This window comes from Bradyrhizobium sp. USDA 4353 (assembly GCF_054063215.1).
The window spans coordinates 6246016-6268422 of record NZ_JBSSGB010000001.1 but is presented as its reverse complement, the minus strand read 5'-3'; the positions used below and the strand labels follow the sequence as shown (position 1 = coordinate 6268422).

Sequence of the window (22407 nt, the reverse complement as noted above, 5' to 3'; positions counted from 1 at the left end):
CGCTCTTCTAACCGCATGCCGGCGGCTTTGGCAAGCCGCTGGATGACGGATTTCCAGCCTGATTTCGCTGCGGCCACCTGCGGCGGCCGCAAGAATTACTCCGCAGCTTCCTTGACCGGCCCTGCGGTTGCCGTCTCTGGCTCGTGCTCGATATGCGCGCGGCCCCAGCGGGCGAAGGCATTGTTGACCTTGTCGAGATAGAGATAGATCACCGGCGTCGTGAACAAGGTCAGCATCTGGCTGACGATCAGGCCGCCGACCATGGCGTAGCCGAGTGGCTGGCGGATCTCCGAGCCGGTGCCGTTGCCGAGCATCAGGGGCACGCCGCCGAGCAGGGCTGCCATCGTCGTCATCATGATCGGACGGAAGCGGAGCAGGGCGGCCTGCCTGATCGACTGCTCGGGCGCCAGATGCTGGTCGCGCTCGGCGGCGATGGCGAAGTCGACCATCATGATGCCGTTCTTCTTCACGATGCCGATCAGCAGGATGACGCCGATCAGCGCAATCAGGCTGAAGTCGTAGCCGAACGCCATCAGGATCGCGAGCGCGCCGACGCCGGCCGAAGGCAGGGTCGAGAGAATCGTGATCGGGTGGATGTAGCTCTCATAGAGGATGCCGAGGATCAGATAGACCACGACCAGCGCCGCGAGGATCAGGAGCGGCACGGTCGAGAGCGACTGCTGGAACGCCTGCGCGGTGCCCTGGAAGCTCGAGTTCAAGGTCGTCGGAGCGCCCATCTCGACCATCGCGCGCTGGACCGCGTCGGTGGCCTGGCCGAGCGCTATGCCCTGGGCGAGGTTGAAGCTGATCGTGATCGACGGGAACTGGCCCTGGTGGCTGATCGACAGCGGCTTCACCGGCACCGTGCTCCAATTAGCGAAGGTCGAGAGCGGCACCTGGTCGCCGGTGGTCGGCGACTTCACGTAGAGCTTGTTCAGCGTATCCAAATTGCCCTGCAGCTCCGGGAGGATCTCCAGGATCACGCGGTAGGAGTTGAGCTGGGTGAAGTATTGCGCGACCTGGCGCTGGCCGAAGGCATCATACAGCGTGTCGTCGATCAGTTGCGGCGAGATGCCGTAGCGCGAGGCAGTGTCGCGGTTGATGACGAGCTGCACGGTGGTGCCGTCGGCCTGCTGGTCGGTCGCGACGTCGCGCAGCTCCGGCAGTGAGCGCATCTTCTCCAGGATCTTCGGCGCCCATTCGTTGAGCTCGGACAGGTTCGGATCCTGCAGGGTGAACTCGAACTGGGTGCGCGACGGGCGGCCGCCGAGCCGGATGTCCTGCGCCGCCTGCATGTAGAGGCGGGCGCCCTCGACCTTCTCGAGCTGCGGCCGGAGACGGGCGATGATCTGCTGCGCGGTGGCGTCGCGCTCCTCACGCGGCTTCAAGGTGATGAACATGTTGCCGTTGTTGCCGGCGCGGCCGGAGCCGCCGATGTTCATCGCGATGCTGGCGACGTCGTGATCGGCCATCACGATCTTGGCCAGCGCCTCCTGGCGCGACTGCATCGCCTTGAACGAGATGTCCTGCGAGGCTTCCGAGGTCGCCGTGATCAGGCCGACGTCCTGCTGCGGGAAGAAGCCCTTGGGGATCAGGATGAACAGATAGACCGACAGCCCGAGCGTGGCGAAGAACACCATCAGGGTGGCGAAGCGCCAGCGCAGCGCGAGGTCGAGGCCCTTCTCATAGGCGCGCAGCATCGCGTCGAACGCTGCCTCGCTCCACTGGTAGAACTTGCCGTGCTGGGTGGCGTGCTCGTTGCGCAGGAAGCGCGAGGCCATCATCGGCGTCAGGGTCAGCGACACGAACATCGAGACGAAGATGGTCATCGCCAGCACGACCGCGAACTCGCGGAACAGGCGGCCGATGATGCCGCCCATCAGGAGCAGCGGGATCAGCACGGCGACCAGCGAGATCGAGATCGAGACGATGGTGAAGCCGATCTCCTTGGCGCCCTTGTAGGCGGCGGCCATCGGCGTCTCGCCTTCCTCGACATAGCGCGAGATGTTCTCGAGCATGACGATGGCGTCGTCGACCACGAAGCCGACTGCGATGGTCAGCGCCATCAGCGAGAGATTGTCGAGCGTGTAGCCGACGCCCCACATCATGGCGCAGGCCCCGAGCAGCGCCAGCGGCACCGTGATGGTCGGGATCACCGTGGCCCAGAAGCTGCGCAGGAAGATGAAGATGACCATCACCACGAGGAAGATGGTGAGGATGAGCGTGAACTGGACGTCCTCGACGGCGGCGCGGATGGTGGTGGTGCGGTCGGAGATGACGTCGATCTTGATCGCCGGCGGGATCGCCGCGACCAGCCGCGGCAGCAGGCCCTTGATGCGGTCGACGGTCTCGATGACGTTGGCGCCGGGCTGCTTGAAGATCACCAGGAACACGCCGCGCGTGCCGTTCGCCCACGCCGCCTGCTTGGCGTCCTCGGCCGCCGACACGGCCTGGCCGATGTCGCGGATGCGCAACGGCCCGCCATTGCGGTAGGCGATGATGACGTCGTTCCAGTCCTTGGCGTCGGTCAGCTGGTCGTTGGCGTAGATCGTGTAGGCGCGCCGCTCGCCGTCGATGTTGCCCTTGGGGGCGTCGACCGTGGTGATCGCGATCTGGCTGCGTACGTCCTCCATCGACAGGCCCTTGGCGACGAGCTTGGCCGGATCGATCTGGATGCGGATCGACGGCTTCTGCTGGCCGCCGATGATGACTTGGGCGACGCCCGAGATCTGGCTGATCTGCTGCGCGAGGCCGGCGTCGACGGCGTCGCTGACCGAGGTCAGCGGCAAGGTCTCGGAGGTCGCCGACAGCAGCAGGATCGGGGAGTCCGCCGGGTTGACCTTGCGATAGGTCGGCGGCGACGGCAGGTTCTTCGGCAGCTGGCCGGAGGCGGCGTTGATCGCGCCCTGGACGTCGTTGGCGGCGCCGTCGATGTTGCGGTTGAGGTCGAACTGGATGGTGATCGCCGCGGTGCCCAGGTAGCTGGTCGAGGTCATCTGGGCGATGCCGGGGATCTGGGCGAACTGCCGCTCCAGCGGCTGGGCGACCGAGGTCGCCATCGTCTCCGGGCTGCCGCCGGGCAGGTTGGCCGTCACCTGGATGGTCGGGAAGTCGACCTGCGGCAGCGGCGCCACCGGCAACAGCGGATAGGCCACCAGACCGATGAACAGGATGCCGGCCATCAGCAGCGAGGTGCCGATGGGGTATTTGATGAAGGGTGCCGAGATGCCGCCGCCGTTCATTCCTGCCGGACCTTCGCTGCCGCCGGCTCCGTGCTGGCGACCGCGGTGGTCACGAGGGAGCCCGGCTGTACCTTGAATTGACCGCCCGTGATCACCTGCTGGCCGGGGGTCAGACCCTCTTCGATCACCGTGCGGCCATCGATCGAGGCGCCGACCTTGACCTTGCGCAGCTCGGCCTTGTTGTCGGGGCTCACGGTGTACGAATAGAGCCCGCTGGTGGAATGCTGGACCGCATCGTCAGGAACCACTGTGGCGTCCTTGATCGTCCGCACCAGCAGCCGCGTCGAGACCGACTGGCCCGGCCACAGCACATGGTCCTTGTTGTCGAACACCGCCTTCAGCCGGATCGTTCCACTGGACGTGTCGACCTGGTTGTTCACGACCATCAGCTTGCCCTCGGCGAGCTGTTTCTTGCCGTCGGTGGTGAACGCGATCACCTTCAAGGCTGCGGTCTTCTGCGCCTCGTTGATGTAGGGCAGCTGCTCCTCCGGCGCGGTGAAGATCACCGCGATCGGCTCGATCTGCGCGATCGAGACGATGCCGGTCTGGCTCGAGGAATTGACGATGTTGCCGATGTCGACCTGGCGCAGGCCGGCGACGCCGGAGATCGGCGCCTTGACCTGCGTGTAGCCGAGCTGAGTCTGGGCATTGGCGATGGCGGCGTCGTCCGCGGCGATCTGCGCCGTCAGCTGCGCGACCGTGGAGCGCTGGGTGTCCTGCTGCTGCCGGGTCGCGAACTCGCCGAGCTTGGTGGTGCGCTGCAGATCGAGGTTGGCGTTGTTGAGATTGGCCTCATCCTGGGCCTTCTTGGCCTTGGCCTGATCGAGCGCGGCCTGGAAAGGTCGCGGATCGATCTCGACCAGGAGGTCGCCCTCGTTCACGAGCTGGCCTTCGGTAAAGGCGATCTTGTCGATCTGGCCGTCGACGCGGGTGCGGACCTGGACGGTATTGAAGCCCTGCACGGTGCCGAGGCCGGTGAGGAAGACCGGGAAGTCCGTCTTCTCGACGGGGACCGTCGATACTCGCACGGCCGGCGGCCGCGATGATTTCTGCGCAGCCGTCTTCTTCGCAGCATCGGCGTCCTGAGTGCGCTGCCAGCCGTAATAGCCGGCGCCGCCGAGGGCCGCGAGCAGCAGGATCCATGTGATGGTTCGTGATGTCTTCATGCTGGCCCACATGCTGAAACGGACAGGATAACGGGTCTTTAAAGCCATTCCCAGCGGCCCAGATATAGTACGCACGCAATTAATGTGTAAACACACGAGAGCTCGGCCGAACCTAAACAATTGGCAAGCTTCGCAGTGCGATCACAAGACTTCACGGGAGGTCACGGCCATGTCGCTGGACGACAGACGTCAGCTGATCGCGCAGCTTGTCGAAAGCTCGCGCATTCTCCGCAACTATATTGATCATCGTGCCAAGCAGCGCGGCACAACGCGCGCGCAATGGGTGGTGTTGTTTCGGCTCCGCGCGCAGGAGGGGTTGTCGCAGGTCGATCTTGCGGATGTGCTGGAACTGCAGCCGATCTCGCTGGTGCGACTGCTCGACCGGCTGGTCGAGCAGGGATTGCTGGAGCGCCGGCACGATCCGAGGGACCGTCGCGCGAATCGACTCTATCTCACCGCGGCCGGCCGCGAGCTCGCCGACAGTCTCGACGAGGTGCGTGACGCGGTGGCCACCGACGTGCTGCAGGACATCCCGGACGCCGCGGTGACCTCTTGCCTCGCGACGCTGCGCGAGCTGAAGGAGCGCATCAAGACGCTGTCCGAAGCCAAGACCGGCATCGCGGTCAAATCGCCGGGGTCGCTCGGATAGGCATCCCTCCGATCCAGAGTTGCGTTGCTTGATCGAAGCATCCTGTGTGCGAAAGGGCGGGGAATTGCTCCGTCGGGGCGAGCAGCCGCGCCGGCGTCCTGTTTCGAGTCGCGATGACCCCGTGCCGTCGGTTGACGTATTGTCGCCGTCTTGTCGCGCCGGATAGGAGCTGATTAGAAGCGGCAGATGTTGGCGGCTGATGAAGCCGTCGGGCGAGCGCGCGTTTTCAACCAGAGCAGGGCGGCGTCGGCCGTGGCGGCAACGACGCGCCGTGCGACACAACGAGATGGGAAGCTTTCGATGGAAGAACTGAACGGCAAGATGCTCGCGTGCCAGATCCTCGTCACCGGCCTGATCGCGCGCGTCGCCAACGAGCAGCGCGATCCCTTGCGCTTTCTCACCGATTTCCGCGATGAGATCAGGGCTGTCGTCAACGGCGTGCGGATCGCCGGCATCGAGGATTCCGAGCGCGTGCGCAAAATCGCGGTGCAGACCGTGGACGAGCTGTTCTCGTTGATGAAGCCGCCGAGCAGCGACGACGCCGTCGACTCGTCCAACTGACGGGCGCCGGGGATGGCGGACAGCGCGAGCCCAATCGCGCTGTTTAGAACGATTTCAAGTTCCGCATCGTTATTAGTTGAGCGTTTTTAGAATTGTTTTGATCTGGAACTATTCAAGGCCAAATTAGGGCTCCTCAAATTGACCCCCTGAAACACGCCCGATACCAACAGACATCGTCGCACTGCGAATGATCCGCGGAAGCGATGTCGACTAAGAAAAATCTGGGGCGCGTGAAATTCAAATGGGACAGGTGAGAGCACCGCGTTCGCTGCGCGAGGGTGCAGCGATGAAGTTTGCCGGAAAGTTCAATGACGGGGGCGAGGGGGCCTTCGTCACCAAAGTATCGGCGGTCGCCGGATTGATGGCGGTGGCGTCGGTGTCGTCGGTGGAGGCGCAACCCGCCTCCGATCTGCCGCCGGTCAATGTCGATGCGCCGGTCGCGCGCGCCAAGCCCTCATCCTCCAAGCCGACCGCCGAGCAGGTCCGCGCGCGCAATGCCCTGCGCCGCGCCGCCCGCACGCAGGGCGCCCAACAGGGCGCGGTGGCGTTCCCGAACGCCGGCGGGCTCGCTGCGCCCGATGCCAACCCCTATGCGGATGCGGCAGAGCCCTACAAGGTCAACCGCGTCCAGGCGTCGGGCAAGTTTCCCGAGCCGCTGCTGAACACGCCGAAGACGATCACCGTGATGAGCAAGGAGGTGCTGGAGGACAAGCACGTCACCGCGCTCAAGGAGATCGGTCGCTCGACCGCCGGCGTCACCCTGGGCTCGGGCGAAGGCGGCAACGCGTTCGGCGACCGCTTCTTCATTCGCGGCTTCGATGCCCGCAACGACGTCTTCATCGACGGCATCCGCGATCCCGCGGTGTCGATCCGCGAGAACTTCTTCACCGAGCAGATCGAGATCCTGCGCGGTCCGGCCTCGTCCTATGCGGGTCGCGGCACCGCCGGCGGCGCCATCAACATCGTCACCAAGCAGGCGGGCGATACGAACTTCAAGCGGATGGACACCGAGTTCGGCACCGACCAGCAGAAGCGGGTCACCCTCGACGTCAACCAGGTGATCTCGCCGACCGTCTCGGTGCGCTCCGGCGGCGTGTTCCAGGACTCCAACGTCGCGGGCCGCAACTTCGTCACCGACGATCGCTGGGGCGCGTTCCTTTCGACCAAGTGGACGCCGACCGAAGACCTGAAGTTCACCACCAACTACGTCCATACCGACCTCTCGGGTTATCCGGATTTCGGCGTGCCCTACTACAAGCAGGGCAACGTGCCGGTGACCTCGGCCGGCATTCCGCGCGGCACCTGGTATGGCTTCCTCAACCGCGACTTCCAGGCCGCGCGGCAGGATTTCGGCACCGCCGCCGCCGAGTACAAGGTCAACGAGGCGATCACGCTCACCAGCAAGTTCCGCGGCGAGCATTCCGAGCTGAACTACATCGGCACGCTGCCTCAGAACCCGATCACCACCAGCCCGAATCCGCTGCTCTGGACCACGACGGCGAGCACGCAGAGCCGCTATCAGACCGTCGACGTCTGGGCCAACCAGAACGACGCCACCTTCAAGCTCGATACCTGGGGCGTGAAGCACACCGCGGTGGTCGGCACGGAGTTTTCGAACGAGGACATCTCGATCGACCGTTACACCGGTCTGGCGGCGGAGCTCTTCGGGGCGGGCTCAACGAGCACCTCCGCGGTCACCGGCGTCAATCTCTATTCACCGCAGTACACCTACAGGCAGTACACGACATTGCCGTCGCTGACGGGCAATCCGACGCGCTACGGCGTCAACACCAACAGCGTCTACGTGATGGACACCGCCAACTGGCGGGACACCATCATCGTCAACGGCGGCGTTCGTTACGACGGCTACAACATGAGCTCGTCGACCAACTCGCCGAAATACCTCAAGATGAACGCCGATCTCGTCAACTACAATGTCGGCCTCGTTTACAAGCCGATGTCCATCGGCAGCATCTACGCGGCCTATGCGACCTCGGCCAACCCGTTCGGCTCCGAGCTCGACGCCACCGCGACGGATTACGGCGGCGTTCCCGCCAACACCGCGGTCCTGCTCGGGCCGGAGCGCAACAAGGCGGCCGAGCTCGGCACCAAATGGGAGCTGGTCGATCGCCACCTGCTGGTGTCCGGTGCGCTGTTCCAGACCACCAAGGACAATGCGCGCGAGACGGTCAACGGCATCCTCACCTCGGGCGCGGCCTATCGCATCCAGGGCATCGACATCGAGGCGGAAGGCAAGCTCACCGACCGCTGGAGCATCTTCGGCGGCCTGGTGCTGATGCAGTCCAAGGTCACGCAGAGCGGCATCCCCTCCAATATCGGCCTGCAGCTCGCCAACATCGCGCACCAGTCCTTCAGCATGCTGTCGAAGTACAAGCTCGACAATGGCTGGGAGATCGGCGGCCAGGCGGTGTACCGCTCCAAGGTCTATGGCGGCACCTTCGCGGCCAACACCGGCAACGAGCTCCCGAGCTACTGGCGGTTCGATGCGTTCGTCGAGAAGAAGATCGACAAGAACTGGACGATGAAGCTCTACGCCCAGAACCTGACCAACAAGCTTTACTACGACACGCTGTATCGGAGCGCGGTGCCGTTCGTGGCCGTCGCCCCGGGCCGCGCCTTCTACATCATGACCACTGCGAAGTTCTGATCATGCTGATCTGCATCCCGGACGTGCTGTCCAAAGACGAGGTCGCCGATTTCCGTCGCATCATGGATGCGGCGGAGTGGGAGGACGGCCGCTCGACGGCCGGGGCGCAGTCGGCCATGGTCAAGCGCAACGAGCAACTGCCGCCGGATGGCGAGGCGGCGCGGGTGCTGGGCCAGCGCATCATCAGTGCGTTGACGAAGAATCCGCGCTTCCTGTCGGCGGCGATCCCGCTGCAGATCTTTCCGCCGCTGTTCAATCGCTACACCGCCTCGCGAGGCGACCATTTCGGCATCCATGTCGATAATGCCGTGCGCGGCGATCCGCTGACAGGGCTTCGCATTCGCACCGACCTGTCGATGACGCTGTTCCTCGCCGAGCCCGACACCTATGACGGTGGCGAGCTTGTGATCGAGGACACCTACGGCTCGCATGAAGTCAAGTTGCCCGCAGGGCATGCGGTGCTGTATCCGTCATCGAGCCTTCACATGGTCACGCCGGTGACGCGCGGCGCCCGGGTCGCCTCTTTTTTCTGGATGCAGAGCATGATACGGGATGCCCATGTCCGGAGCATGATCTTCGATCTGGACACGGCGATCCAGAGCTTGGCGGAACGCCTCGGGAGGGACGATCCCGATGCGGTCAAGCTGACCGGCATCTATCACAATCTGATCCGGCAATGGGCCGAGGTTTAGTGGGCCGAGATATCGAGATATGATGACATCGTTCCTCGCAAGGTTTGCAATCGTCCTGTCATTTCTGACCGTTTCGGCCGTCACGCCTGCGGGCGCGCAGCAGGTCGGTCAGTCGGCGCCGTCCGCGCCAGTGATCTCGACAGAGGTTTCAGCGCAGCCGGCGGCCAGCCAGCCGGCCGCAGGGCAGGCGGCGCCCATCTCGACGGCTCCGGCGAGCGCAGACGGCGGCGCTGCCCGCGCCGGCAAGGCGGTTGCCACCGGTCTCGACGAGCTGTCGCCGCTGGGCATGTTCCTCAAGGCCGACATGATCGTCAAAGCGGTCATGATCGCGCTGGCGCTGGCCTCGGTCGCGAGCTGGGCGATCTTGATTGCCAAGAGCATCGAGTTCTCCGTGCTGCGCCGGCGTCTCGTGGCTGCGCTGCGCAAGCTTACGGCGGCGAAGTCGCTCGCCGAGGCGCAGCTTGCGCTCGGGCAAGGCAACAGCGCGAAGAACGTCGCGTCGACGCTGCTGCATGCCGCGATCTCTGAGGCGCGTCTGTCCGCCGGGCTGAACAGCGACGAGGGCATCAAGGAGCGCGCGGCCTCGAGCTTCACCGAGATCGTCCGCGCCGAGGCGCGGCGTGTGCGCGTCGGCATGGGCCTGCTCGCCACGGTCGGCGCGATCTCGCCCTTCGTCGGCCTGTTCGGCACCGTCTGGGGCATCATGAACAGCTTCATCGGCATCTCGAAATCGCAGACCACCAATCTCGCCGTGGTCGCGCCGGGCATCGCCGAAGCGCTGCTGGCGACCGCGATTGGGCTCGCCGCCGCGATTCCCGCGGTCATCATCTACAATCATTTCTCGCGCGTCACGAAAGGCTATCTCGAGCTCGTCAACCGCGCCTCGGGCGCCACGGGGCGGCTGCTGTCGCGCGATCTCGATCGCAGCCACATCAACGTCCACGCGCGCGCGGCGGAGTAGCAGGCGATGGCCGTCTCGCTCTCCGAAGGCGATCTCGACGACGATTTCGACGAGACCCACGACATCAACGTGACGCCGTTCATCGACGTCATCCTGGTGCTGCTGATCATCTTCATGGTCGCCGCGCCGCTATCGACCGTCGACCTGCCGATCGACTTGCCGTCGTCCAGCGCGACGCCGCAGAAGAAGCCGGACAAGCCGACCTATGTCTCGATCAAGCCGGATCTCACGCTCGCGATCGGGGAGAACCTGGTGAAGCGTGTCGATCTGGTGCGCGAGCTCGACTCCATGACCGATCAGCCGAAGGACCGTCCGATCTTCCTGCGCGCCGACAAGCTGGTTCCCTATGGCGAGCTGATGGGCGTGCTGGAGCTGCTGCGCGTCGGCGGCTACACCAGGATCAAGCTCGTTGCGCTGGAGGCGCCGCCCGCAGCGGCCGTTCAGGGGCCTGCGGCTGTGCCGGCGGCCCAGCCGGCGCAGCCTTGAGGAGCGCGGCCTGACATGAGCGACCTCGATCACGGTCACGCCCCTTCGCGACGCCTCTGGTTGCTGGCCATCCTCGGCGCGCTGCTGCTGCATGTCGGCGGCGCGGCGCTGGCGCTGACGCATCTCAAGGACGACGAGGAGACCGGCGGCCTCGGCGCGGCCGGCGCCGAAGTCATCGACATCGAGATGGGCTCGCCCAAGGTCGATAATGACGAGGTGCCGGTCGGGCAGGATTCGGTGGCCCAGGCCGCTGCTCCGCAGATGCAGGAGCAGAAGGCGGAGGTCGAGCAGACCGATCTGCCCAAGGATGTCCCGACCACGCCGGAAGAGGCCGACCGTGAGGTCACGACCTCGGACGTGAAGAAGCCGACCGAGGAGCAGAAGGTCGCGACTGTCCAGACCCAGGCCTCAGAGGCCCAGGAGGCGTCCGAGGACAGTGCGCGCAAGGCTCTGGATGAGAAGGCGCCCGAAGCCGAGAAGACCAAGGCGCCGAATGCCGGCATCGGCAAGGATGTGGAGCGGCTGACGGCCAATTGGGGCCGCAAGATCAGCGCCTATTTCGAGCTGCACAAGAAGTATCCGTCCGGGAAGAAGGTCGCCGCCCAGCTCAAGCTGGCGCTGGTGCTCAACCGGCTCGGCCGCATCGTCTCGGTGGACGTCAAGGAAACCTCCGGCGATCCGGACTTCGATCAGGCCGCGGTCAACATGGTCCGCCGCTCGGATCCGGTGCCGAAGCCTCCGGCCGGGCTCACCGAGGACGAGTTCTCCTTCGTCCTGCCGGTCAAGTTCAACCCGCCGAAATGAGCGGGTGGGGTCGGTAAGGCCTCACTGCAAGTAGAGCCGAATCCCGACATAGACCACGCAGAGCGCCGCGAAGATCAGCGCCACCGGCAGCTTGCGCGGCGCGGTGGCGCCGCCTTGCGCGGCCTTCGGCTTCGGCGGCAGCTTGCGGAAGGCGGTGACGTTGTCGGTGACTGGCTCGGCCTTCACCGGCTTCACCTCGGGCGGTGCGCCGCCGCCGCCCATCTCGGCATAATAGGCCTTGTACATCTCGCGGATGGTGGCCTCGGTGGCGTCGTGCTCCGTCATGTCGGCGAGCCGGGTCTTGTAGCTCGCCAGGAACTCCTGCGCGGCCGGCGGCAGCCCGGAGGCGCCGTTCAGCTTGGCGATCATCTTCCATGTCGCGAAATCGGCACGGGCGCGCGTATCGGCGCGGCGCGCGATCATCATGTCAGCGGCTTTGACCAAGAGTGCCTCGGAGCTCGTTGTCCGTCCCGGATGCGAGAGACTTATGCGTTACCCGTCAATAACAGAAGCAGTTGCCTGAGAGAATCGGTCGTGGCGCGGAGCAGCCCCGACACAAAATCAAGATTAAGACCGAACTGGGAACCTGCGAGGGGCAGCAGGATCAAAAATCCGATCAGGATCAGCATGCCATAGGGCTCGAGCCGGGCAAACGGCCGCGCCAGGGCGGATGGCAGCAGGCCGACGGCGACCCGGCCGCCGTCGAGCGGCGGTATCGGGAGCATGTTGAAGACCGCGAGCAGGATGTTGAAAGACAAGGCATTGTACAGATTGTGGGCAACCCACTGCGCGCCGCCGGCCGGGACGAAGGGCAGGGCGTGGAACGCAAGCCCTGCGGCCAGCGCCAGCGCGATGTTGGTGGCCGGGCCCGCCAGCGCCACCATGATCATGCCGGCCCGCAGCGGCTGCAGATTGCGGAAATTGACCGGCACCGGCTTGGCATAGCCGAACAGGAAGGGCGATCCGGACAGCAGCAGCATGCCGGGCAGCAGAATCGTGCCGAACGGATCGATATGCTTGACCGGATTGAAGCTGACGCGGCCGAGCTTCAGCGCCGTGTCGTCACCGAACCGCCAGGCGACGAAAGCGTGGGCGGCCTCGTGGAAGGTGATGGCGATGACGATCGGCAGGATCCAGACGGAGATGCCGTAGAGCGAGATGTTCAAGGAGCGGGTTCCGGAAGGCGGTGACGGCTTACATAGGCACGATGGTTCCCCGATGCTACGCGGGATTTTCCGGAAATTGCGGCAGGCCGTCGTTGATCTCGACCCAGCCGATCTTGGCCGAGGTCCAGATATGCTCGGTCGGCGCGAACGCATCGGGATCGTCGAAGCAGGCCAGCGCCACCCCGACCACGGGACGCGTGTGCCGCCAGGAGAACAGCCGCGTCCCGCAGCGCGGACAGAACATCCGGTCGAGCGCATCGGAGGAGGCGAAGCGAGCGGTCTCGCCATGAATGGTCAGCGCCTCATGCGAGAATAGCGCGCGGGCGAAGTAAGGCGAGCCCATCGCCTTCTGGCAGTTGCGGCAATGGCAGATGCGCACGTTGATCGGTTCGCCCCGGCATTCGAAGCGCACCGCGCCGCAGAAGCATCCGCCGTGATGGACCATGAGGTGGGCTCCGAAGCGGTGGGTGAAAGCGACAGGAGGTCGGCTTGTTGGTTTCGGCACTGTAGCCTACTCATGCCCCTGGATGCATCGACGAAGCTGGCGCTTCGAACCGAACGAGCAGCCTTAGCTTTGCTGCGCGCGCTTGCGTCAGCAACTCGTCCAGCGTTCCGCTCTCCAATCGCGCCTGAGCGAGTGCACTGAGCTGCTCGGTGCTCAGCGCCTGCAGCTCGTCGTAGCCGTCGAACGCCGGCTGGCAAGCAAACACGATTTCATACAGGACATCGCCGCTGTCGCGGTCATGGAGGCTCAGCTCCAGGGCGTGCCCCCAGTGCCGATCGACTCGGCTGCCGACGCAACGATATGGGCCGGCGATGAAGGAGATTTGGTTATCCATCATGTCTCTGCCGGGACCTTTGCTGATCGTGAAGCCAACTCGACGATAGCACGGCGAGTAGTCCCCAAGACGCTGCGCTGTCAGGGAATCTTGCTGATCACGACCGGCCGGCCGCGCTCGCAGGTCCACAGCCGGAGATCATCGAGTGGTGAGACTGTCTCGCCCGAACGATCCTGCCCGTTTGTTACTTCGTCATGCCCGGGCTTGTCCCGGGCATCTACGTCGTTCTCAGCATGCCGGACGACGTGGATGGCCGGGACAAGCCCGGCCATGACGATGCGGAGAGAGATGAGCGCAAACCGCGGTCGTCACATGTGTGACGTCGCGAGGATGATGAGGCATGTCTGCGAGGCTGTTTGATAGCGTGGATCGGAAGGAGTGTAGCCGCGGCTGCGGTGCTCATGAATGTGCCCTCTCCCCTTGCGGGAGAGGGCATGTAGGAAGGCGCGACGAGTGCGGTTGGGTGAGGGGTATCTGTCCGCGTACGCAGTTTGCCGAGAGATACCCCTCACCCGACCGACCGCGTGGACAGGACGGTTGATGCCCTCTCCCGCAAGGGGAGAGGGCACTGCATCGCGCAGCGCGCTCGCTGCTATCAGCCCCATCCCTCCAGCACGATCTTGCCGCGGGCCTTGTTGCTCTCGATCAGGGCATGGGCGCGCTTGAGGTTGGCGGCGTTGATGGTGCCGTAATTGTCGCCGAGCGTGGTGCGGATGACGCCCTTGTCGATCAGGTCGGAGACGTCGTTGAGCAGATTGTGCTGGGCGATGATGTCGGGGGTCGTGAACATCGAGCGCGTGAACATCGACTCCCAGTGGATCGAGATCGCCTTGCCCTTGAAGGCGGCGATCGAGAATTCTGCGGGATCGTCGATCAGGCCGAACTTGCCCTGCGGCGCCATGAGCTCGGCGATCGCCTTGTAGTGCTGGTCGCTGTGCGTGAGGCTCGCGACGAGGCCAACCGGCGGCAGCTTGAGCGCGTCGATCTGCTCCTTCATCGGCTTGGCATGATCGATCACGGCGTGGGCGCCGAGCGCAAGACACCAGTCGCGCGACTCGGGCCGCGTCGCGGTGGCGAGCACGGTCAGCCCGGTCAGGCGGCGCGCGAGCTGGATCAGGATCGAGCCGACGCCGCCGGCGCCCCCGGTGATCAGCAAGGTGCGGTCGTCGAGGCTCTTGCCGGGCACGGCGCCGAGCCGGTCGAACAGCAGCTCCCAGGCGGTGATCGAGGTCAGGGGCAGGGCGGCAGCCTCCGCGAACGACAGGCTCTTGGGCTTGCGTCCGACGATGCGCTCGTCGACGAGATGGAATTCGGCATTGGTGCCCTGGCGCAGGATCGAGCCGGCATAAAACACCTCGTCGCCAGCCTTGAACAACGTCACCTCGGGGCCGACGGCCTCGACCACGCCAACGGCGTCGTAGCCGAGGATCTTGGTCTCGCCGGCCGGCGGCGCGGCGCGCTTGCGCACCTTGGCGTCGACGGGGTTGACCGAGATCGCCTTCACCGCGACGCGGATATCGCGCCCTTTCGGCTCGGGCTTGGCGGCTTCGAAATCGAACAGCGCGCGCTCCTCGGTGATGGGCAGCGACTGCTGGTAACCGACGGCCTTCATGAACAACCTCCTGGCTGGCCTTGCGATAGGGCCTACTTGTCGTGCTGGCGTCGTTTCGACAAGTACTGTAAAAACGGGGAACTAGTCCCCGTTTGGATACTATTGGGCCAAACCACCATGAAACGGAAGAATTTCGCCCGCCGCCCCGGCTGCGCGGTCGAGGCCACGCTCGACCTGATCGACGGCAAGTGGAAGGGCGTCATCCTCTACCACCTGCAGGGCGGCAGCCAGCGCTTCGGCGAGCTCAAGCGGCTGATGCCGAGCGTCACGCAGCGCATGCTGACCAAGCAGCTGCGCGCGCTGGAGGAGGACGGGCTCGTTGTCCGCAAGGTCTATGCCGAGGTGCCGCCGCGGGTGGAGTACAGCCTGTCCGAGGTCGGCGAGAGCCTGCGGCCGGTGATCGAGGTGCTCAGGTCCTGGGGCGAGCGGCACCAGGAACGGCTGTCCTGCGCGCCGGTTGCAGAGACCATCAAATCGCCGCATCAGGCCGCCTGAGCTTGGCCGCACCGGCCGTTCCGCCTATATCGAAGCGGTCATTTTCCCAGGATTGTTCGCATGACGTTGATTCGCTCCACACTGGTCCTGCTGCTCGCCTTGCTGGCGGCATCTCCGCTCGCGGCGCAGGAGCGGCGCGTGCCGCAATCCCAGGCCGAGCTGCGGCTGTCCTATGCGCCGATCGTGCAGCGCGTGCAGCCTGCGGTCGTCAACGTCTACGCCGCCAAGGTGGTGCAGAACCGCAACCCCTTCCTCGATGATCCCGTCTTCCGCCGCTTCTTCGGCCTGCAGGGCGGCCCACAGGAGCAGATGCAGCGCTCGCTGGGCTCCGGCGTGATGATCGACGCCTCCGGTCTCGTGGTGACGAACGTGCACGTCATCGAGGGCGCCGACGAGGTGAAGGTGTCGCTCGCGGACAAGCGCGAATATGAGGCCGAGATCGTGCTGAAGGACAGCCGCACCGATCTCGCGGTGCTCAGGCTGAAGGGCACCAAGGAGCAGTTTGCAACCCTCGACCTCGCGAACTCCGATGATCTCCTGGTCGGCGACGTCGTGCTGGCGATCGGCAATCCCTTTGGCGTCGGCCAGACCGTGACCCACGGCATCGTCTCGGCGCTGGCGCGCACCCAGGTCGGCATCACCGACTATCAGTTCTTCATCCAGACCGACGCCGCGATCAATCCCGGCAATTCCGGTGGCGCGCTGGTCGACATGACCGGGAAGCTCGCCGGCATCAACACCGCGATCTATTCGAAGTCCGGCGGCTCGCAGGGCATCGGCTTCGCGATCCCCGCCAACATGGTGCGCGTCGTCGTGGCCTCGGCCAAGAGCGGCGGCAAGGCGGTGAAGCGGCCGTGGCTCGGTGCGCGGTTGCAGGCGGTGACGCCGGAGATCGCCGAAAGCCTCGGCCTGCGCTCGCCGACCGGCGCGCTGGTCGCGAGCGTCACGCCGAACAGCCCGGCGGCGCGGGCCGGCATCAAATCGTCGGATTTGATCGTGTCGATCGACGGCCAGACCGTGGATGATCCCAATGCCTTCGACTACCGCTTCGCCACCCGTCCGCTCGGCGGCACCGCGCAGATCGAGGTGCAGCGCGGCGGCAAGCCGGTGAAGGTCGCGGTCGCGCTGGAGACGGCGCCGGACACCGGCCGCAACGAGATCGTGATCAACGGCCGCTCGCCGTTCCAGGGCGCCAAGGTCGCCAACATCTCGCCGGCGGTCGCGGACGAGCTGCATCTCGATGCCGACACCGAGGGCGTCGTCATTCTCGAGCCCGGCGACGGCACCACGGCGGCCAATGTCGGCTTCCAGAAGGGCGACGTGATCATGGCCGTCAACAACCAGAAGATCGCCAGAACCACCGACCTCGACAAGGCCGCGCGCGAGTCCGCGCGCCTCTGGCGCATCACCGTGCTGCGCGGCGGCCAGCAGATCAACGTCACGCTCGGCGGATGAGTCCGAAGCGGCCGCAGCAGGGCGGACCGAGCCTCTTCGCCGCGGCGGGGATGGAGCACGACGCGCCGCGGCCGCTGCCCGAGCGGCTGCGCCCGCACAAGCTGTCCGATGTGGTCGGGCAGGATCACATCTTGGGCCCCGACGGCGCGCTGACCCGCATGCTGGAGACGCGCACGCTGGGCTCCTTGATCTTCTGGGGCCCGCCCGGCACCGGCAAGACCACGGTGGCGCGGCTGCTCGCCGATGCCACCGAGCTGCATTTCGAGCAGATCTCGGCGGTGTTCTCCGGCGTCGCCGATCTGAAGAAGGTGTTCGATGCCGCGCGCGCGCGCCGCGAGACCGGGCAAGGCACGCTGCTCTTCGTCGACGAGGTGCATCGCTTCAACAGGGCACAGCAGGATTCCTTCCTGCCTGTCATGGAGGACGGCACCGTCGTGCTGGTCGGCGCTACCACCGAGAACCCGTCCTTCGAGCTCAACGCCGCTCTGCTGTCGCGCTCCCGCGTGCTGGTGTTTCATTCGCTCGACGCGGCCGCGATCGAGAAGCTTTACAGCCATGCCGAGGCAGTCGAAGGCCGCAAGCTGCCGCTCGACGAGGAGGCGCGCCATGTGCTGATCCGCATGGCCGACGGCGACGGCCGCGCCTCTCTGACGCTCGCGGAGGAGGTCTGGCGCTCCGCGCGCAAGGGCGAGATCTTCAACGCCGTGCAATTGCAGGACATCCTGCAGCGCCGCGCGCCGATCTACGATAAGTCCGCCGACGGCCACTACAATTTGATCTCGGCCATGCACAAATCGGTGCGCGGCTCCGATCCGGATGCGGCGTTGTACTACTTCGCCCGCATGCTCGACGCCGGCGAGGACCCGCTGTTCCTGGCGCGCCGGATCGTGCGCATGGCCGTGGAGGACATCGGCCTCGCCGATCCCCAGGCGCTCGTCATCGCCAACGCCGCCAAGGACGCCTATGACTTTCTCGGCTCTCCCGAAGGCGAGCTCGCGATCGCGCAGGCTGTGATCTACGTCGCGACAGCGCCAAAATCCAACGCCGCCTACAAGGCCTTCAGCGCCGCCAAGCGTGCGGCGAAGGACGGCGGCTCACTGCTTCCGCCGAAGCATATCCTCAACGCCCCGACGAAGCTGATGCAGAGCGAAGGCTACGGCTCGGGCTATCAGTACGACCACGACACGCCGGATGCGTTCTCAGGCCAGGACTACTTCCCCGAAGCCCTAGGCCGCCAGCACTTCTACGATCCCCCCGAGCGTGGCTTCGAGCGCGAGATCCGCAAGCGGCTGGATTACTGGGCGAAGCTCAGGAAGGAGCGGGGCGGGGAGTGAGGTGCCGGGATAAAGCGACTTGCTCAGTGCACCTCGCCCCGCTTGCGGGGAGAGGTCGGATTGCATCGAAAGATGCAATCCGGGTGAGGGGGTACAGGTCTTTCCACGCACACTTCCCGTGCGTCTGCCCCTCACCCCGCCCCTCTCCCCGTAAGAACGGGGAGAGGGAGCGCAGCATCCACGAGGCGATAGTTCGGACTCAATCTTCAAAAACTTCGGCCGATGAGCGCCGACGAGTCCTAGGTCACCGCGTCCTACTTCCCCGCCTGCACGAACTCCGCGATCTCCCGCGTCAGGCGGTCGTCGTCGGTGTTGATCGCATACACCTCCGACATGTGGCTGTGCTGCGGCAGCATCACCGCGCGGGCGCAACCCGATGGCCGTTTGCACGCCGCCTGCTTCAGCAGGTCGAACTGCTCGACGAAGCGCGGCGGGTCCATTTCGGCGGAGGCGATCAGCAGCGGCAGGCTGGACGCCTGCAATCCGGCCAGCGACGAGCGCTCCTTGAAGCGCGAGGGATCGATGCCGAAATAGGCCATCTCCTGGTCGCCAAGCGGGGTCGCGGTGAGGTCGTAGATGCCGGAGGCCATGATCGCGCCAGCCAGTCCGCCGCCGCCGACCTTGTGGAATTCGGGATGCGCCACATAGGTCGCGACATGCACGGCGCCGGCGGAGTGGCCCATGAGATAGATGCGCGCGGGATCGCCGCCATTCTCGGCGGCATGCGCCGCCACCCATTGCACGGCGCTGGCGACATCCTCGATGCCGGCCGGCCACGGGAATTTCGGCGCGAGGCGATAGGTGATGTTGACGCCGACGAAGCCGCTTTTCACTGCCCACAGCATGATGTTGTCGTAGAACGGGCTGTCCGGCGTGGTGCGCTTGTTGCCGCCGATGAAGGCGCCGCCATGCACGAAGATCAGGATTGGGCGCGGTGCAGCCGACGCGCTCTCCGGCGTGAAGACGTCGAGCAGGTTACGCTCGGCGGTGCCATAGCGGACGTCGCGCTGGACCTTGACGCTAGTGTAGGGTTCCCGCGCCTGGAGCGGCGCGTAGATCGCCGCCGTCTTCGGCGGGTCGATGGCGCGGCCGATCTCGATCAGCTTCCAGGCGATGTCGTCGGGCATCGGGCTCTGCTGCGCCTGCGCGATACCGAGCGTCAGCGCGGTCGTCAGGATCGTCAAAGCCAGTCTCGTCAGCAGCATCAGGTCAGCTCCGATCACGTCCGATTCGCGCAAGGTATGCCTTGCCGCGCCGATTTACCGTGATTTCGCCGTGACTGGCAGGGGCTTTTGCGATAGGCACCACCCATGAGCCGCCGCATCAAGCGAACCCAGACCCGATCCGACCGCCCGACCGACCGCAGCAAGAGCGAGCGGCCCAAGAGCGCGCGACCAAAGGCCGAGGCCGCGCGAAGCACCGGCGCGCCCGCCAAGCGCGAGTCGGCGAAGCGTGAGCCGATGAAGCGGACAGAGGGCGAGCGTCCTCGCCGCGAGCGCTTTGCCGCCGAGCGCGACGCCGCGCCGCGCAACGAGTTCGGGCGGGGCAAGGGTGATCGCGTCCGCGCCCCCCGCGGCGAGCGCGAGGATCGGCGCGAGACGTTCGAGCCGCGCGGCAAGCGCGCCGCTCCAGGTCAGCCCGCGCGCTTCGGCGCCGAGCGCAAGCCGGTTGCCGAGCCGCCGCCGAAGAAGGCCGAGCCGGAGACGGCTGTGCTGCCCACGAAGGTGCAGACCGTGGTCGTCACGGCGGACGAGAACAACATGCGCGTCGACCGCTTCCTCGAGGCGCGCTTTCCCGGCCTGTCGTTCTCCCACATCCAGCGCATCGTTCGCAAAGGCGAGCTGCGTGTCGACGGCAAGCGCGCCGATTCCAAGGACCGCCTGGAGGAGGGCCAGACGGTTCGCATTCCGCCGCTCAAGCTCGACGCGCCGAAGGAGCGCGCCGGTCTCACGGAGGGCGAGCGCAAGACGCTGGAAAGTCTGAAGGCGATGACCTTGTACGAGGACGACGACGTGCTCGTCCTCAACAAGCCGGCGGGACTGGCGGTGCAGGGCGGCTCAGGCATGACGCGGCACATCGACCAGATGCTGGAGGTGATGCGTGACGCCAAGGGCCAGAAGCCGCGGCTCGTGCACCGCATCGATCGCGAGACCTCCGGCTGTCTGCTGGTCGCCAAGACGCGCTTCGCGGCGACGCATCTGACCGGTGCCTTCCGCCATCGCTCCGCGCGCAAGGTCTATTGGGCGCTGGTGGCCGGTGTGCCCAAGCCGAAGCAGGGCCGCATCTCGACCTATCTCGCCAAGGACGAGGGCGAGGACGACACCATCATGCGCGTCGCCGCCCATGGCGACGAGGGCGCCAGCCACGCGGTGACCTACTACGCGGTGGTCGAGGCCTCCGCCAACAAGCTCGCTTGGGTATCGCTGAAGCCGGTGACCGGGCGCACCCATCAGCTGCGCGCGCACATGGCCCATATCGGCCACCCCATCGTCGGCGATCCCAAGTACTTCAACATCGAGAACTGGTCGCTGCCCGGCGGCCTGCAGAACCGGCTGCATCTGCTCGCGCGCCGCATCGTGATCCCGCATCCGCGCGGCGGCGTCATCGACGCCACCGCGCCGCTGCCGCCGCACATGCTGCAATCCTGGAACCTGCTCGGCCTCGAGCACGATCGCTTCGACCCGATCGAGAACGCGCCGGAGGAGTGAGCGGGCAAACTCAGCTCCTCTGCTCGACGAGCTGAATGCCCGCGTCATGAAGCGCCAAGAACACGTCTTCGATGTCCTCGGGCGGCCGGTCCGGACCGCATAGGCCGTTCAGTTCGTCGAACGTGATCTCGCCGTCGGGCTCGCTCAGCGCGATCGCGAGACGAATGATCTCGGCCACCGTCATGGTCACCTCCTTGGATGGGCCTCTGCCTAAAGGGAGGAGAGTCGATCCTGCTCTGGCTCAGTTCCTGAACTGCTCCACGAACAGCCGCAGCGAATCGTGCGGGGTTTCGACGTCGAAGATGACCCAGCCGTCCGGCCCTTTGACCACGATGAAGTTCAGCGTGACGCGGCGGCCCTGGTTGTCGAAGCTGGCCGCCACATAGGTCTTGTCGAACTGCTTGCGCAAGACCGAGATCGCGACCGGGCCGAGCTTCCAGCGCGGGCTCTGCACCAGGAAATCGTAGGGCTCGCGCCGCGGCGCCGTCCAGGCTTTCGCAAGGCTCGGGTCGAAGAACTGCGCCGCCGCCTCGGTTGTGCGCGGCAGGCCGGCGGAGAGCTCCGGCGTTCCCTGGCCGTAATATGCATAGACGTTGCGCACCAGCGATTCCGGCGTTCGGAAGCCGGCGACGGCCGCGACGGCGCTGCCGAGCAGGAGGAGGACAGAGAGCAGGAGGCGCATCGGCGGCTCGCATTTCGGTCGATCAGGCCTTATCTACCGCGCAAACAACAGATCTTGTGTGATCTTCCCTGCGAGAGGGCCGGAATTCCGATGCGTGAGCTGTTTGACGAGGTGGTCGGCCAGGGCAAGCCCGATCCGCAGGAGGCGGCGCGGCAGGCGATGCGCGCACCGCAGCGCAAGCGCTTCTACAAGGAGGCTGGCACGGCCGAGGCCGATGGCGGCCATCACGTCACGCTCGACGGCCGGCCGATCCGCACGCCCTCGGGCCGCGTCGTGGTCGTTCCCGTGAAGGAGCTGGCGGAGGCGGTGGCCGCGGAGTGGGGCGCGCAGGGCGAGACCATCGATCCCGCGACGATGCCGCTGACGCGATTTGCCAACAGCGTCGTCCAATCCGTGGTCGACCGCGTCGAGGACGTGCGCGCTGATATGGCCAGATACCTCCAGTCCGACCTGCTGTTCTACCGCGCCGGCCATCCCGAGGGATTGGTCGCCCGCGAGGCCGAGCATTGGGACCCGGTGCTGGATTGGGCGCGCGATACGCTCGGCGCGCATTTCATCCTCTCCGAAGGGATCATGCACGTGACGCAGCCGGACGCCGCCGTGCAGGCCGCGCGCGAGGCGCTGCCGACCGGCCCGTGGGCGGTGGCGGCGGCGCATGTCGTGACCACCGTGACCGGCTCGGCGCTGCTGGCGCTCGCGCTGGCGCATGGCGTGCGCGATGCCGGCCAGGTCTGGGCCGCAGCCAATGTCGACGAGGACTGGAATATCGAGCAATGGGGCGCCGACGAGGAGGCGATGAGCCGCCGCGCCGCCCGGGAGGTCGACTACCTCGCCGCCGTCCGTATCCTCGGGGCGGTCGACGCCGCCATCTGAGGCCGGTTAACGCC

The 22407-nt window shown here is 65.9% G+C and carries 22 protein-coding genes; 12 read left to right on the top strand and 10 right to left on the bottom strand.

What is annotated here, in order from left to right; translation table 11 throughout:
• Window positions 1-95: 95 nt before the first annotated feature.
• Both ACVILH_RS28470 and ACVILH_RS28465 read right to left on the bottom strand, forming a co-directional pair.
• Window positions 96-3242, bottom strand: a complete 3147-nt coding sequence (locus ACVILH_RS28470) for an efflux RND transporter permease subunit (protein WP_456715850.1) — start codon at window positions 3240-3242, stop codon at window positions 96-98.
• The gene (locus ACVILH_RS28465; protein WP_456715849.1) at window positions 3239-4408 is read right to left on the bottom strand and encodes an efflux RND transporter periplasmic adaptor subunit; all 1170 of its coding nucleotides are present in this window, start codon (window positions 4406-4408) and stop codon (window positions 3239-3241) included. The genes ACVILH_RS28470 and ACVILH_RS28465 overlap by 4 nt, the downstream gene beginning before the upstream one ends.
• 169 nt (window positions 4409-4577) lie before the next feature.
• Here ACVILH_RS28465 and ACVILH_RS28460 point away from each other — a divergent pair, with 169 nt between their 5' ends.
• From ACVILH_RS28460 to ACVILH_RS28430, 7 genes are all read left to right on the top strand, one after another.
• Window positions 4578-5057, top strand: coding sequence for a MarR family winged helix-turn-helix transcriptional regulator (locus ACVILH_RS28460; RefSeq protein WP_456715848.1), 480 nt, complete (start codon window positions 4578-4580; stop codon window positions 5055-5057).
• A 300-nt stretch (window positions 5058-5357) separates the two neighbouring features.
• A complete protein-coding gene (locus ACVILH_RS28455; protein WP_456715847.1) occupies window positions 5358-5618 on the top strand; it encodes a hypothetical protein in 261 nt (86 codons plus the stop codon).
• 241 nt (window positions 5619-5859) lie between these two features.
• A complete protein-coding gene (locus ACVILH_RS28450; protein WP_456715846.1) occupies window positions 5860-8286 on the top strand; it encodes a TonB-dependent receptor in 2427 nt (808 codons plus the stop codon).
• A gap of 2 nt (window positions 8287-8288) precedes the next feature.
• Window positions 8289-8978: a Fe2+-dependent dioxygenase gene (locus ACVILH_RS28445; RefSeq protein ID WP_456715845.1), complete on the top strand. Its 690-nt coding sequence runs from the start codon at window positions 8289-8291 to the stop codon at window positions 8976-8978.
• 19 nt (window positions 8979-8997) lie between these two features.
• Complete coding sequence (exbB, locus tag ACVILH_RS28440) at window positions 8998-9939, top strand: tonB-system energizer ExbB (RefSeq protein ID WP_456715844.1); 942 nt, start codon at window positions 8998-9000, stop codon at window positions 9937-9939.
• Between the two features lie 6 nt (window positions 9940-9945).
• The gene (gene exbD, locus ACVILH_RS28435) at window positions 9946-10425 is read left to right on the top strand and encodes a TonB system transport protein ExbD (RefSeq protein ID WP_456715843.1); all 480 of its coding nucleotides are present in this window, start codon (window positions 9946-9948) and stop codon (window positions 10423-10425) included.
• Between the two features lie 15 nt (window positions 10426-10440).
• The gene (locus tag ACVILH_RS28430) at window positions 10441-11229 is read left to right on the top strand and encodes a TonB family protein (RefSeq protein ID WP_456715842.1); all 789 of its coding nucleotides are present in this window, start codon (window positions 10441-10443) and stop codon (window positions 11227-11229) included.
• Between the two features lie 21 nt (window positions 11230-11250).
• Here ACVILH_RS28430 and ACVILH_RS28425 read toward each other — a convergent pair whose 3' ends face one another.
• The 5 genes from ACVILH_RS28425 to ACVILH_RS28405 form a co-directional block, all read right to left on the bottom strand.
• On the bottom strand, window positions 11251-11655 hold the full coding sequence (locus ACVILH_RS28425) for a hypothetical protein (protein WP_456717097.1): 405 nt from the start codon (window positions 11653-11655) through the stop codon (window positions 11251-11253).
• 59 nt (window positions 11656-11714) lie between these two features.
• A complete protein-coding gene (locus ACVILH_RS28420) occupies window positions 11715-12395 on the bottom strand; it encodes a site-2 protease family protein (RefSeq protein WP_456715841.1) in 681 nt (226 codons plus the stop codon).
• Between the two features lie 55 nt (window positions 12396-12450).
• The gene (locus ACVILH_RS28415) at window positions 12451-12840 is read right to left on the bottom strand and encodes a GFA family protein (RefSeq protein ID WP_456715840.1); all 390 of its coding nucleotides are present in this window, start codon (window positions 12838-12840) and stop codon (window positions 12451-12453) included.
• A gap of 70 nt (window positions 12841-12910) precedes the next feature.
• Window positions 12911-13234 carry a hypothetical protein gene (locus ACVILH_RS28410; protein ID WP_456715839.1) on the bottom strand — a complete coding sequence of 108 codons (324 nt, stop codon included), beginning with the start codon at window positions 13232-13234 and terminating at the stop codon, window positions 12911-12913.
• Between the two features lie 595 nt (window positions 13235-13829).
• The gene (locus ACVILH_RS28405; RefSeq protein ID WP_456715838.1) at window positions 13830-14846 is read right to left on the bottom strand and encodes a zinc-binding alcohol dehydrogenase family protein; all 1017 of its coding nucleotides are present in this window, start codon (window positions 14844-14846) and stop codon (window positions 13830-13832) included.
• 117 nt (window positions 14847-14963) lie between these two features.
• Here ACVILH_RS28405 and ACVILH_RS28400 point away from each other — a divergent pair, with 117 nt between their 5' ends.
• The 3 genes from ACVILH_RS28400 to ACVILH_RS28390 are packed head-to-tail and all read left to right on the top strand — an operon-like array spanning window position 14964 to window position 18130.
• On the top strand, window positions 14964-15341 hold the full coding sequence (locus tag ACVILH_RS28400; protein ID WP_456715837.1) for a winged helix-turn-helix transcriptional regulator: 378 nt from the start codon (window positions 14964-14966) through the stop codon (window positions 15339-15341).
• A gap of 60 nt (window positions 15342-15401) precedes the next feature.
• Window positions 15402-16796, top strand: coding sequence for a DegQ family serine endoprotease (locus ACVILH_RS28395; protein ID WP_456715836.1), 1395 nt, complete (start codon window positions 15402-15404; stop codon window positions 16794-16796).
• A complete protein-coding gene (locus ACVILH_RS28390; RefSeq protein ID WP_456715835.1) occupies window positions 16793-18130 on the top strand; it encodes a replication-associated recombination protein A in 1338 nt (445 codons plus the stop codon). The genes ACVILH_RS28395 and ACVILH_RS28390 overlap by 4 nt, the downstream gene beginning before the upstream one ends.
• Window positions 18131-18384: 254 nt before the next feature.
• Here the strand turns inward: ACVILH_RS28390 and ACVILH_RS28385 are convergent, their stop codons facing one another.
• Window positions 18385-19335: an alpha/beta hydrolase gene (locus ACVILH_RS28385; protein ID WP_456715834.1), complete on the bottom strand. Its 951-nt coding sequence runs from the start codon at window positions 19333-19335 to the stop codon at window positions 18385-18387.
• 105 nt (window positions 19336-19440) lie between these two features.
• Between ACVILH_RS28385 and ACVILH_RS28380 the strand changes: the two genes are divergently transcribed.
• The gene (locus ACVILH_RS28380; RefSeq protein ID WP_456715833.1) at window positions 19441-20838 is read left to right on the top strand and encodes an RluA family pseudouridine synthase; all 1398 of its coding nucleotides are present in this window, start codon (window positions 19441-19443) and stop codon (window positions 20836-20838) included.
• A gap of 10 nt (window positions 20839-20848) precedes the next feature.
• Here ACVILH_RS28380 and ACVILH_RS28375 read toward each other — a convergent pair whose 3' ends face one another.
• Window positions 20849-21022 carry an RNA polymerase sigma factor region1.1 domain-containing protein gene (locus tag ACVILH_RS28375; protein ID WP_456715832.1) on the bottom strand — a complete coding sequence of 58 codons (174 nt, stop codon included), beginning with the start codon at window positions 21020-21022 and terminating at the stop codon, window positions 20849-20851.
• Between the two features lie 57 nt (window positions 21023-21079).
• Window positions 21080-21520, bottom strand: a complete 441-nt coding sequence (locus tag ACVILH_RS28370; protein ID WP_456715831.1) for a hypothetical protein — start codon at window positions 21518-21520, stop codon at window positions 21080-21082.
• A 90-nt stretch (window positions 21521-21610) separates the two neighbouring features.
• Here ACVILH_RS28370 and ACVILH_RS28365 point away from each other — a divergent pair, with 90 nt between their 5' ends.
• On the top strand, window positions 21611-22393 hold the full coding sequence (locus tag ACVILH_RS28365) for an ATP12 family chaperone protein (RefSeq protein ID WP_456715830.1): 783 nt from the start codon (window positions 21611-21613) through the stop codon (window positions 22391-22393).
• The last annotated feature ends 14 nt before the right edge of the window (window positions 22394-22407 follow it).